Here is an 11,944-nt window from a genome sequence, read left to right as displayed (position 1 = left end):
GCTTGTATGACAACCACACTGATTGGCCTTGGCGTTATTGCAGCCGTTGTTATTTTTCTGATTTCCATCTACAACCGCCTGGTCACCTATCGCAACCAGTTCAAGAATGGCTTTGCCCAGATTGATGTCCAGCTCCAGCGTCGCCATGACCTGATTCCGAACCTGGTGGAATCTGCCAAGGCCTACCTGAGCCATGAAAAAGCAACCCTGACCCAGGTCATGGAGGCCCGTAACGGCGCCATCGAAGCCCAGAAAGCGGCGGCGCGGGATCCGGTCGACAGCAAGAACATCCAGCGTCTGGGCAGTGCAGAAGGCATGCTGAGCAAGGCCCTCGCCAATTTCTACGCGGTGGCAGAAAATTATCCCGAGCTGAAAGCAAACGAAACCATCCAGCAATTGATGGAAGAGCTCTCCAGTACCGAGAACCGCGTGTCATTTGCACGCCAGTCCTATAACGACGGCGTCATGACCTACAACATCTTCCGGGAGAAATTCCCGAACAACATCATTGCCGGCATGTTCTCTTTCAAGGAGACCGCCCAGCTCGAGCTTGAATCTCCAGAAGCCCGACAGGCTCCAAAAGTCTCTTTCTAAGCACTCATCCGCATGTCCAACCACGGCTTTTTCGAGCGCCAGGCCAACGCCCGGCGCAACACGACCCTACTGGTATTCCTGTTTCTGGTTGCGGTGATTCTGATCAGCCTGTCCGTTTGTCTGGTCGGTTACCTGGTCACCCGCAGCGAAACCACGTCCCTGTCGTACCTTGACTGGCTGATGTCCCGCCATGGCGCGCTCACCGCGGGTACCGTTGCCGGACTGATCCTGCTGGTGTCAGCGTTTCGCTGGCTTGACCTGGCCGGTGGCGGTGAGCGAGTGGCACAAATGGTCGGAGCCCGCCTCATTGACCCATCAACCCAGGATCAGGAAGAGCGCCGCTTTCGCAATGTCGTTGAGGAAATGGCCATCGCCAGCGGCGTCCCCGTGCCTCAACTCTATGTGATGGATCATGAGAGCGGCATCAACGCCTTTGTGGCCGGTTACACCGCCAGCGAAGCAGTCATGGTTGTCACCCACGGAGCGCTCACGGAACTGAGCCGGGATGAGTTACAAGGTGTGGTAGGTCACGAGTTCAGCCACATCCTTAATGGAGACATGCGCCTCAACGTGCGCCTGATCGCCATTCTGGCAGGCATACTGGTCATTGGGCAGATTGGCAGTTTCCTGCTCCAGAGCGGCGCCTATCGCAGTTCGATGTCGTCACGCCGGGACAACCAACAAGGTGCACTGGCGATTGTTGGTCTGGCGCTGCTGATTATTGGCTATGTTGGCGTATTCTTCGGCCGGCTGATCCAGGCGGCCGTTTCCCGCCAGCGGGAACTGCTAGCGGACGCATCCTCGGTTCAGTTCACCCGTAACCCCGAAGGCATTGCTGCAGCCCTCTATAAGATCGGGCTCAAGGGCGGCATCCTGAAATCCACCAGTCATGCCACTGACATGAACCATATGTGTTTTGGCGAGAGTGCCCGCATGGCGTTTTCCAGTCTGCTGGCCTCCCACCCACCCATCGAGAAACGCATCAATGCCATTCAGCCCGGCCTGCTGACACGCCTGCAAAGCCGGATGCGTGATTCCGTACCCGCCGAAAAAATTCGTGCAGCGGCTGCCTCAAAGACAGGTACGACAAAGGGTTCAGAGGTTGCAGATCAGGTTAAAGGTTTCGCCAGTGGTGCCACCAGCCGCAATCTCTCTTCCGTGACCCGGGCGCCGGTTGCGGGCGCGTTCTCGGCGTCGGTTGGCCAGGTTACCCGGGACAATGAACAGTATGCGGAGTCCTTGCTAAAGCAGCTACCGGCAACCTTCCGCGAGCTGCTCTATACCCGTTCAGGCGCAGTTCAGCTTTGCTATGCGTTGGTAACCGCCGGGGTGGAGCCAGCGACCCGTAACGAGTACCTGAGCCGGCTAGACTCCCACCCCCTGTTCAGCCCACAGACTGATCTGCTCGAGAAGCTGGTGCCCACACTGGAACGCCTTGGCCCCGGGGTACGCTTCCCTGCCCTGGAACTGGCCATGCCGGCGCTGCGAAAGCTGGCACCGGAGGAACGCACACTACTGGCTGAGCAGGTGCAGATCCTAGTGATGGCGGACAACCGGATGACACTGTTCGAGTTCGCGCTCACCAGCTTTCTGCAACGGCACCTGTCCGCCGATGCAGGTAAAGCGTCCAGGGTTCATTATCGCAGCTATCGCCCGGTGGCCGGCCACCTGCGTGCGTTATTCAGTTTGATGGCAAGGGCGGGCACAGCCACTCCCAAGGAAGCCGGCAAACTCTATAAGGAGGCGATGGCTGGTTTCAGTGAAGCTGGGGACAGCGATTCTGCGATACAGGAGAAGGTCAGCCTGAAGAGACTGAGAGAAGCGCTGACGCACCTCAATGCCCTATCCCCCCTTCTCAAGCCTTCGATTATTGATGCCTGTGGCCACTGCGTGACCCATGACGGCAAGGTGGATGCCACCGAATATGACATCCTGAGACTGGTTGCAGATCAACTGGATTGCCCGATGCCACCACTGCCGGGCACGCACTGACACAAGATAACCGCAACACCCCGCCACCTGACGGAATGCCCTGGCCAGCAGGAGAACGATCCAACCCGAAGACCCTGCGGATACCCCTCTTTCCGCAGCACCAAAAAATTGGCCCGCGTAACAACGCGGGCCAATATCAATCACTCCGGTTCCAGCGGTTTCAGGGCCTCAAGGCTGGATCAAACAGTGCGTCGATGTTCGGGGTTTCCGGAACCTCGCCGCCAACTGGCATACCAAGCTTCTCGCGGATACCCAGGTCCACTTCCCAGATGGTATTGAATTTGTCCGAGGTAGCGGCAATGGCCTCTTCCTTGCCGAACATGATGGTCGGGCGCAGGAAGACCAGCAGGTTACGTTTGACCCGGCGTTCGGAGGTCGAACTGAACAGGCGTCCCAGGTAAGGAATATCACCCAGGAAAGGCACCTTGCTCTCACTGACCATAAAGTCATCCTTGATCAGGCCGCCCAGCACGATGGTTTCGCCATCATCTGCCAGCACCGTGGTCTTGATTTCCCGCTTGTTGGTCACGATGTCAGACGCATTCTCTACGCTGTCTGCAATATTTTCCGTGGACTGCTCAACCACCAGACGCACAAGGCCGTCCGCACTGATGGTGGGCGTGACTTTGAGGGTCAGACCGATATCCCGGCGCTCAATGGTGGTGAACGGGTTGGTGGTGCCATCTCCCGCGACCGTGGATTCACCCGTGCGGAAGGGTACGTTCTGACCGACGATGATTTCCGACTCCTGGTTATCCAGGGTAATGATGCTGGGGGTAGACAGCAGGTTTGCCGCCGCCGATGTGGACAGCGCCTGCAACAGAACCCCCCAGCTGAGACCGCTCTCATCGCGCTGACCGGCACCGATGGTAATGCCACCAGTGGCCGGAGCAATCACCGAATCGGAAACAATCGCCCCAAGGATGTCCGTCACGCTCACACCGAGGTTGTTGAAGTTGGTGCCAGCAATCGGGGTTGACCCGCCGGACTGATCACCAACCGCAAACTGAACCCCCAGATCCTCACCGAGCTCATCACTGATCTCGACAATTGCCGCTTCAATCAAGACCTGGGCACGGCGGACATCCAGCTGGCTAATCACCAGCTCAGCTTCCTGCATCAGGGATGGCTCTCCGCGCAGCACCAGCGCATTAAGACCCTCATCGGCAAATACCGAGAAATTGGTACGTGGCCCGCTGGCTGCTCCATTGGTGGTGCCAGTGGATTCAGACACCACATCGCCCATCACGCCCTTCAGAATCTCCACCAGGGTCTTTGCATCCGCGTGGTTAAGGCGAATTACCTTGGTCGCACCACCCGAGGCTGAGGGCTGGTCGAGCTGGACAATCAGCCCACGAATCTTTTCACGGAATGACTGATCACCACGAAGAATCAAACGGTTACTGCGTTCATCAGCGGTAACGCTGTATTTACGGGCCGCATCCTGGGCACTGCTGGCACCTAGTTCTGAGGGCGCCAGTTCCTGCAACAGGGTCACCATATCACCCACCCAGGCTTCCCGCAGCTGGATCACCTCAACCTCATACTGCGCCGGGCTATCGAGCTCGCCAACAATATCCTGAATACGTTCAATGTTTCCCTGATGGTCACTGATAATCAGCGCATTGGCCGCCGCTACCGCCGCCAGGTGACCGTATTTCGCGACCAGCGGCCGAAGAATGGGGACCAGCTCCAGCGCATTGGCATTGTGAACCTGAATGACCTGCGTCACCAGCTGCTCTGACGGTATCGTCTCAAAGCCTTCCAGGTTCTCGGCCAACTGCTTGGCATCCACCTGCTGAATAACCTTGATGACATCCTCGCCGGGAATGGCCGTAAAACCATGCACATGGAGCACCGCCAGGAAAAGATCGTATATTTCGTCCTTGTTCATTGGTGTGCTCGAGAGCACGGTCACCTTGCCCTTCACCCGCGGGTCGACCACAAAACTGTAGCCGGTGATGTCAGCCACCTGGGTTACGAACGCCCGGATATCAGCGTCCTTCAGGTTCAGCCGCCAGGTCCCTTCCTGGGCCTGCGCCAATGACATGAATGGCAGCAGCAGAGCCAGTACCAAAGCCCGCATAAATGGTGAAGTCATTTTATTCATGCAACGATCGAATCCTGTATCGATGAAGCCCTTGGGACGGGCTTTGATTTAGCTGTTCTTGCTTTTATAAGTACGGTTGTCAGCGCCATTGCTCCGGCAAGGCGTAGCTGACACTGAACCGGGCGCCATTGCGTTCTATTTCAATATCCAGTTGGGGCAGATCGCGCCAGGACTCCAACAGCGAGCGGTCCTGCTCGAAATCGCCCAGCGTCTGGCCATTGATGGCGGTAATCACATCGCCTGCTTTCAGACTGGCGGCGTTGAGCATCGCATTGGAGCCATCGTAGGTGTAGCCTGAAGCGCTCCCATCCTGTACCGGCCTTAACCCAAATGCAACCAGAGCCGATGCGCCCTGACTATCCAGACGTGCCTGGATGTCTTCCACAAAGTCGTCTGGCATGGCAACCGCTGAATCTTCCTGATCTGCGACCACACCCACATCAGGGTTATCCTCAAACGTCAGTGTTTCAAACATACCATTGCGCTTGATCAGAATCCGGCCGGGCTCAACCTCAACCAGTTCGGCATTACCCGGCAAGGTATCCCCCACCCGGTAATGCTCTGTAATACCGCCTGTTCCAGCAACTATAGCACCGGAGTACTCGGCCTGCCCTGCCACCAGCACCCCTTCCAACCGTAAACGCAGCCGGGTTTCCGGAGCAGACTGACGCACAGACTCCGCCACGGGCAGAGGCCCCTCCGGTCGACCAAATAACTCATAGGCCGCCAGCGACTGGCTGCCCAGCCCGCCATTGCTGACATTACCGGAACCCGGCATGGCATAAAGAGGCGCTACGGACGGCTGCTGCCATAACATCAGCCAGGTCAGACGTCCTCCCCAGAATGCGAGATAAACCACCAACAGCGCCAACAGACTATTTGCCATAATCCGACCAAGACGGTGCCACTGGGAAGCGGTTGACGCGACCATCAGAAACGCACTCCCGGCAACAATGGCTGCTCGACCCGGAAGACGACGTCCCCGGGGTTGGCTGCGCCGGACCAGGGTTGACCCGCCAGATCAATCAGCCGCTTGTAGACCCGGATACGCAAAAGACCGCTGCGCAGCACATCGGCTTCGGCAGCAGGCTCCTGTTGTCCTTGCTGGGAGATCGCCAGGGTCACACCGTCCGGATTCTGACTCAACACGGCTCCCATCGCCGGAAAAGAGGCACTCTGATAACCCGTTCCCATGGGCCAGGTGACCAGCCCGCCGGGCCAGTGGCCGTTACCCCTCGCTTGTGCCAGACGGTTGTCCGCCCAGGTGACCGTGAGCCGGTCAATGATCACGTCACCGTCCAGCATGGCGCCCCCGCTTTGGCGGATGAGATCTTCAAATTCGGCCACATGGACCTGCCCGGATGCATCCAGAGCCACAGATCCGTCCGCCCCAACGAGCACTTCGCCCTGCAGTCTTGAGGACCGGGTTTCAAGGCTCAGGTCCAGCGGCAAGCCGGCCCCTGATGGCCACCCGAGTTGCCAGTCGGCACGCACATCCCGTCCTTGCACTCGTAACGCCGCAGCGCCGTTCCAGAGCGTTCCAGATACCGCCTGTACCCTGACCTGAGGTGGCAGCGCGACGTACCCGGCCGCCTGTTGCCAGAGCCAGCCGGCAGGAATCCAGATCAGCAATGCCACCAGATAGGTAATAAGCCCGAGGATAAGGAGGAGGATAAGTTTTCCCGGGCGCAGGAAAGCGCGCTGACTGGCTTGGTTCATACCGTTCTTAACGACTGTTCGAGTGGCTTCCGAGTCTAACAAACACTGACCGTAAGTCCATGGAGAAAAACATAAAAAAACCCCGCAAAAATGCGGGGTTTTTATTTGGGTGCGAATCCTGCGGGTTACGCAGGTTCAGCGCCAAAGGCTGGCTTACATCATGCCGCCCATGCCGCCCATTCCACCCATGCCGCCCATATCCGGCATACCGCCACCAGCCTTTTCGTCTTCCGGCTCATCAGTCACCATCGCTTCGGTGGTGATCATCAGGCCAGCAACAGACGCAGCTGCCTGCAGCGCAGAGCGGGTTACCTTGGCAGGGTCGAGGATACCCATTTCCAGCATGTCGCCGTAGACATCTTTGGCCGCGTTGAAGCCAAAGGTACCTTCGCCTTCGCGGATCTTGGCAACAACAACAGAGGCTTCGCCACCGGCATTGGACACGATCTGACGCAGCGGTGCTTCCATGGCACGGCGCAGGATGTTCGCACCGGCTTTCTGGTCTTCGTTATCCACTTCCAGGTTTTCCAGAGAGGCCAGAGCGCGAATCAGGGTTACGCCACCACCGGCAACGATACCTTCTTCAACCGCAGCGCGGGTCGCGTGCAGAGCGTCTTCCACACGAGCCTTCTTCTCTTTCATTTCAACTTCAGAGCCAGCACCAACCTTGATCACGGCAACACCGCCGGCAAGCTTGGCCACACGCTCCTGAAGCTTCTCCTTGTCGTAATCGGAAGAGCTTTCTTCGATCTGACGACGGATCTGCTCAACGCGAGCCTGGATGTCGCCTTCAGCACCGGCACCATCGATAACGGTGGTGTTTTCCTTGGTAATGTTAACGCGCTTGGCGGTACCCAGGTCATCCAGAGTGGCGCTTTCGAGTGACAGGCCAACTTCTTCAGAGATGACGGTGCCACCGGTCAGGATCGCGATGTCCTGCAGCATTTCCTTACGACGATCACCAAAGCCAGGCGCCTTCACAGCGGCTACCTTGACGATACCGCGCATGTTGTTAACCACCAGTGTGGCCAGCGCTTCGCCTTCGATATCCTCGGCAATGATCATCAGTGGCTTGCCAGCTTTGGCAACCGCTTCCAGAGTCGGCAGCAGTTCGCGGATGTTGGAGATCTTCTTGTCAACCAGCAGGATGAACGGATCTTCCAGATCGGCAGACATGCTGTCCTGATTATTGATGAAGTACGGGGACAGGTAGCCGCGGTCAAACTGCATACCTTCAACGACGTCCAGCTCGTCTTCCAGGCCACGACCTTCCTCAACGGTGATCACGCCTTCCTTACCAACGCGCTCCATGGCGTCCGCAATGATGCGGCCAATGGTGTCGTCACCGTTGGCAGAGATGGTGCCAACCTGAGTGATGTTGCGGCTGTCGTCGCAAGGCTGGGACATATCACGGATGGCCTGAACAGCCACCTGGGTTGCCTTGTCGATACCGCGCTTCAGATCCATCGGGTTCATGCCGGCAGTCACTGCCTTGATGCCCTCGTTAACGATGGCCTGAGCCAGAACCGTAGCGGTGGTGGTGCCATCACCGGCGTTGTCGTTGGTCTGGGAAGCCACTTCCTTGACCATCTGAGCGCCCATGTTCTCGAACTTGTCTTTCAGTTCGATTTCCTTGGCTACGGAAACACCGTCTTTGGTGACGGTGGGTGAGCCGAAGGACTTGTCCAGAACCACATTACGACCCTTCGGGCCCAGGGTAACCTTGACCGCGTCGGCCAGGATGTTGACACCAGCTACCATGCGCTTACGTGCGCTGTCACCGAATTTAACGTCTTTAGCTGCCATAGTTCTTTATTCCTGTTCGCTAAACTCTATACGTAGGTTCAATCGAGTCTTGGATTCAGTTCAATCCGATCGGATCACTCGAGAACGCCGAAGATGTCGCTTTCGCTCATGATCAGCAGGTCTTCACCGTCAACTTTAACGGTGTTACCGGAGTACTGACCGAAGACAACGGTGTCACCAACCTTGACGGCCAGCGGACGGGTTTCGCCATTGTCGAGAACGCGGCCGTTGCCCACAGCGATAATTTCACCCTGGGAAGGCTTCTCTTTTGCGGCACCCGGCAGCACGATGCCGCCTGCAGATTTCTCTTCTTCTTCCTTACGGCGCACGACAACACGATCGTGTAACGGACGAATTTTCATTGCTCGGTATCTCCATTAGTCAGGTTGTCTTTGGCAATGACATTTGCGTGTAAAACCGCGAAGGATAAATCGCTGTTTTTCAGTCGATTCTTCCAGCCACGGTGAAGTTGTGGGATGTATTTTGGGGGTCGACCTTCCATTTTCAATGCCTCCGGATAAAAAAATTAGTCTTTTTCTATCCGGTCACGGCCGCGGTCGGTTTCATCTTCGTACTCACCTTCGATGACGTCGTCATCCCGGCAAAACCCGGGGCCCTGACGATAGTTGCCACCACGCATGGTGAACTGGAAACTCTGGGCCTGACCGCTGACCACCATGCGCTTGAGCGCCTTAGCCGCCAACCAGTGCCGACTGCCCGGAAGAAGGCACAGGAACCCGATGGCGTCGGTGACAAAGCCCGGGGTCAACAGCAGCGCGCCACCAACAGCCAGTATCAGCCCCTCGGCCACTTCCCTTGCCGGCAGTTCGCCACTGTTCAGGCGCTGGTTCGCTCGCAGGAGCGTCGCCAGCCCCTGCTGCTTGAGCAAGGCCGCACCGATGACCGCCGTCAGCAGGACCAGCGCGATGGTATTGAGCGCTCCGATCAGGGTGCCCACCTTGATCAGGATCGCCATTTCAACGATTGGCAGGATGATAAACAGAAGCAGGAATATGCCCATTCACAGGCCTTTGGTCTAGTCGCTGGTAGTGCCGGGTCTGCTATACTCGCCCGACCTCGAAATCCAAACGGAGTCAGGACTGCCGGCCCTCAGGCAGTGGCTATGGCAAAGTTCCCGGCTCCCTACCCCCAACAGTTAGGGCAAAATATGAAACTTCAAGATTCTGTGATTGCAATTACTGGTGGCGGCCAGGGTCTGGGTCGTGCCATGGCCGAGTACCTGGCAGCAAAGGGCGCCAAACTGGCGCTGATCGACCTGCTGCCGGAAAAGCTCGATGAGGCCGTCGCCGCCTGCCAGCAGGCTGGCGTTGAAGCCCGAGCCTACGTCTGCAATGTCGCAAAAGAAGAAGACGTCGAGAAGACCTTTGCGGCCATCAGCGCCGATTTCGGTCAGCTTAATGGCCTGATCAATAACGCCGGCATCCTGAGAGACGGCCTGATGATCAAGGTGAAAGACGGCGAGATCGTCAAGCGCATGAGCCTCGCCGAATGGCAGGCCGTGATCGACGTTAACCTCACCGGCGTGTTCCTGTGTGGCCGCGAAGCCGCCACCCAGATGATCAAGAACGGCGACCAGGGCGCAATCATCAACATTTCTTCCATCTCCCGCGCGGGCAACATGGGCCAGAGCAACTACTCCTCTGCCAAGGCGGGGGTTGCGGCCATGGTCCCGGTCTGGGCCAAGGAACTGGCACGATACGGCATCCGGGTGATGGGCATTGCTCCAGGTTTTATCGAGACCGAAATGACCGCCTCCATGAAGCCCGAAGCTCTCGAGAAGATGACGGCAGGCATCCCGCTCAAGCGCATGGGTAAACCGGAAGACATTGCCTCTGCGGCCGCCTTTATCTTCGAGAACGATTATGTGTCCGGACGCATGATCGAAGTTGACGGTGCTCTGAGACTCTGATTCCAGCCTGAGACAGGGGTTGGACACGGATCCGGTGACAACCCCACCCACGCACAAGCTCCCACCGTTCTGCCTATTCATCATGGAACCATCACGAGAACAGCGAATCTGGCAAGTGGTCGCTGCCATTCCGCCAGGACAGGTTGTGAGTTACGGTCAGGTAGCTGAAATGGCAGGGCTTGGCCGGCAGGCTCGCTTTGTTGGGCGGACGCTGGGCATGCTCCCGGAAGGTCATGATTTGCCCTGGTTCCGGGTTATTCGCAGTAACGGACAAATTGCCTTCCCCCTGGATTCCGACGCCTTTAGACGTCAGGTAGAACGGCTCACCGGGGAAGGTGTTGAGGTGGTTAACGGAAAAGTGTCGATGGCCCGCTTCCGCTGGCAGCCCTGAGGGGCTCCCAGCCACGAGCCATTCAGGCCGTGCCGGCCGCCGTTTCCTCGCCATTGCGTTCACTATGATTCAGCGGTGCCAGAGCATCCAGCTGACGGCCGTGACGAATCAGGTAGATGCACAACAGAATCGCCGGCACTCCCATCAACCCCGCCACGAGAAAGAATTCAGCGTAGCCGAAGCCCGCCACCACCATGCCCGAGAACCCTCCAATGAACTTCCCGGGCAAGGTCATCAGCGAGCTGAACAGAGCATACTGGGTAGCGGTAAATGACGCGCTGGTCATACTGGACAACCAGGCAATCAAGGCAACATTGGCAACCCCGCCACTGAGATTATCGGCACTCACCACAACCGCCAGGGTGACTGTGCTTGGCGGGTACTGAGCCAGCAGTACAAAGAGCAGATTCGTGGCCGCGGTCAGGGCCGCCCCCAACAGCAAGATCCGACGCACCCCGTATTTAACCACCAGAACACCGCCGAGCATTGAGCCCGCAATGGTCATGAAGAAACCAAAGACCTTGGTCACGTTGGCGACTTCGGTTTTGGAAAAACCCATGAAGTCCAGATAGAACGGGTTTGCCATCACCCCCATCGCGATGTCGGATATGCGATACACCGCCACCGTGATGAGTATCATCAGCGCGTAATGCTGATAGCGGCGGAAGAAATCCATAAAAGGCCCGGCGACAGCGGCTGAAAACCAACCAATCAGACGTGCCAGGCGGGGGTTCAGGTGACTGCGCTTCAGAGCCTCTTTCTCGACACGATCCGCGATATCGTTCGCCGCAGCGAAATGATTAACGGCAGGCTCCCGCACGCACAGCACGGTGACCACTCCGATACCAACCAGCAACGCCATGATTTCGTACGCCACCTGCCAGGACCAGAACTCCGCCAGATACAGGGCGCCGGCGCCAGCGACAAGCAACGCCAGGCGGTAGCCAAAGATGTAGGTCGCAGCCATCGCCGCCTGAAGCCGCTCGTCGGCGATTTCGATACGGTAGGCGTCAATCGCCACGTCCTGGGTCGCCGATGAAAAAGCCACCAACAGTCCGCACAGCGCAAGCATTTCGGTGGCTGAGACGGCATCCACGTTCGCCATTAGATAAAGCCCGGTAGCGATTCCGGCCTGGGCCAGCAACATCCAGCTGCGCCGTTTACCCAACAGCCGGTCGAGCAGAGGTATCTTCAGCCGGTCGACCACCGGAGCCCAGAACACCTTGATCGAATAGGTAATCCCAAGCCAGCTGAAGAAGCCGATGGTTGCAGTCTCTACCCCAACGTCTGCCAACCGGGCGTTCAGGGTGGAGAACACCAGAAGGAAAGGCAGGCCCGCGGAAAACCCCAGAAACAGCAGGGCGATGACCTGCCAGCGGAGATAGACCCTGAACAGGCTCAG

11 protein-coding genes are annotated in these 11,944 nt (G+C 57.8%); 4 read left to right on the top strand and 7 right to left on the bottom strand.

Annotation, left to right across the window (positions count from 1 at the left end; translation table 11 throughout):
• The first annotated feature begins 6 nt into the window (after positions 1 to 6).
• Both BLV11_RS16845 and BLV11_RS16840 read left to right on the top strand, forming a co-directional pair.
• Positions 7 to 594 carry a LemA family protein gene (locus BLV11_RS16845; RefSeq protein ID WP_091817199.1) on the top strand — a complete coding sequence of 196 codons (588 nt, stop codon included), beginning with the start codon at positions 7 to 9 and terminating at the stop codon, positions 592 to 594.
• Between the two features lie 12 nt (positions 595 to 606).
• Positions 607 to 2,586 (top strand): M48 family metallopeptidase, encoded by a 1,980-nt coding sequence (locus BLV11_RS16840; protein ID WP_091817195.1) that lies wholly within the window; start codon positions 607 to 609, stop codon positions 2,584 to 2,586.
• Positions 2,587 to 2,746: 160 nt separating this feature from the next.
• On the opposite strand, the gene gspD is transcribed toward BLV11_RS16840, so the two are convergent.
• The 6 genes from gspD to BLV11_RS16810 form a co-directional block, all read right to left on the bottom strand.
• Positions 2,747 to 4,696 carry a type II secretion system secretin GspD gene (gene gspD, locus BLV11_RS16835; protein WP_091817192.1) on the bottom strand — a complete coding sequence of 650 codons (1,950 nt, stop codon included), beginning with the start codon at positions 4,694 to 4,696 and terminating at the stop codon, positions 2,747 to 2,749.
• A 79-nt stretch (positions 4,697 to 4,775) separates the two neighbouring features.
• Complete coding sequence (locus BLV11_RS16830) at positions 4,776 to 5,627, bottom strand: type II secretion system protein N (RefSeq protein ID WP_091817189.1); 852 nt, start codon at positions 5,625 to 5,627, stop codon at positions 4,776 to 4,778.
• Positions 5,627 to 6,415 (bottom strand): type II secretion system protein N, encoded by a 789-nt coding sequence (gene gspN / locus BLV11_RS16825; protein ID WP_091817184.1) that lies wholly within the window; start codon positions 6,413 to 6,415, stop codon positions 5,627 to 5,629. Before gspN ends, BLV11_RS16830 begins: the two co-directional genes overlap by 1 nt.
• Positions 6,416 to 6,568: 153 nt before the next feature.
• Positions 6,569 to 8,221 carry a chaperonin GroEL gene (gene groL, locus BLV11_RS16820; RefSeq protein WP_091817180.1) on the bottom strand — a complete coding sequence of 551 codons (1,653 nt, stop codon included), beginning with the start codon at positions 8,219 to 8,221 and terminating at the stop codon, positions 6,569 to 6,571.
• A gap of 74 nt (positions 8,222 to 8,295) precedes the next feature.
• Positions 8,296 to 8,583 carry a co-chaperone GroES gene (gene groES / locus BLV11_RS16815; protein WP_091817175.1) on the bottom strand — a complete coding sequence of 96 codons (288 nt, stop codon included), beginning with the start codon at positions 8,581 to 8,583 and terminating at the stop codon, positions 8,296 to 8,298.
• Positions 8,584 to 8,747: 164 nt separating this feature from the next.
• Positions 8,748 to 9,242, bottom strand: a complete 495-nt coding sequence (locus BLV11_RS16810; RefSeq protein WP_091817172.1) for an FxsA family protein — start codon at positions 9,240 to 9,242, stop codon at positions 8,748 to 8,750.
• Between the two features lie 147 nt (positions 9,243 to 9,389).
• Here BLV11_RS16810 and BLV11_RS16805 point away from each other — a divergent pair, with 147 nt between their 5' ends.
• Both BLV11_RS16805 and BLV11_RS16800 read left to right on the top strand, forming a co-directional pair.
• Entirely contained in the window at positions 9,390 to 10,151 is a 762-nt protein-coding gene (locus tag BLV11_RS16805; protein WP_091817322.1) for an SDR family oxidoreductase, read from the top strand.
• 82 nt (positions 10,152 to 10,233) lie between these two features.
• Entirely contained in the window at positions 10,234 to 10,542 is a 309-nt protein-coding gene (locus BLV11_RS16800) for an MGMT family protein (protein WP_091817319.1), read from the top strand.
• Positions 10,543 to 10,564: 22 nt separating this feature from the next.
• Here BLV11_RS16800 and BLV11_RS16795 read toward each other — a convergent pair whose 3' ends face one another.
• Positions 10,565 to 11,938: an AmpG family muropeptide MFS transporter gene (locus tag BLV11_RS16795; protein ID WP_425433840.1), complete on the bottom strand. Its 1,374-nt coding sequence runs from the start codon at positions 11,936 to 11,938 to the stop codon at positions 10,565 to 10,567.
• Positions 11,939 to 11,944: the final 6 nt, after the last annotated feature.

It is taken from the genome of Marinobacter mobilis (assembly GCF_900106945.1).
GTDB lineage: Bacteria > Pseudomonadota > Gammaproteobacteria > Pseudomonadales > Oleiphilaceae > Marinobacter > Marinobacter mobilis.
Note: the sequence above shows the minus strand (reverse complement) of the source record. Positions and strands in the feature narration are given on the sequence as shown.

Coding starts and splice junctions, on each gene's coding strand:
- BLV11_RS16840 (WP_091817195.1), top strand. CDS start 607: ATGTCCAACCACGGCTTTTTCGAGCGCCAGGCCAACGCCCGGCGCAAC.
- BLV11_RS16845 (WP_091817199.1), top strand. CDS start 7: ATGACAACCACACTGATTGGCCTTGGCGTTATTGCAGCCGTTGTTATT.
- groES (WP_091817175.1), bottom strand. CDS start 8,583: ATGAAAATTCGTCCGTTACACGATCGTGTTGTCGTGCGCCGTAAGGAA.
- BLV11_RS16810 (WP_091817172.1), bottom strand. CDS start 9,242: ATGGGCATATTCCTGCTTCTGTTTATCATCCTGCCAATCGTTGAAATG.
- BLV11_RS16805 (WP_091817322.1), top strand. CDS start 9,390: ATGAAACTTCAAGATTCTGTGATTGCAATTACTGGTGGCGGCCAGGGT.
- BLV11_RS16830 (WP_091817189.1), bottom strand. CDS start 5,627: ATGGTCGCGTCAACCGCTTCCCAGTGGCACCGTCTTGGTCGGATTATG.
- gspN (WP_091817184.1), bottom strand. CDS start 6,415: ATGAACCAAGCCAGTCAGCGCGCTTTCCTGCGCCCGGGAAAACTTATC.
- gspD (WP_091817192.1), bottom strand. CDS start 4,696: ATGAATAAAATGACTTCACCATTTATGCGGGCTTTGGTACTGGCTCTG.
- groL (WP_091817180.1), bottom strand. CDS start 8,221: ATGGCAGCTAAAGACGTTAAATTCGGTGACAGCGCACGTAAGCGCATG.
- BLV11_RS16800 (WP_091817319.1), top strand. CDS start 10,234: ATGGAACCATCACGAGAACAGCGAATCTGGCAAGTGGTCGCTGCCATT.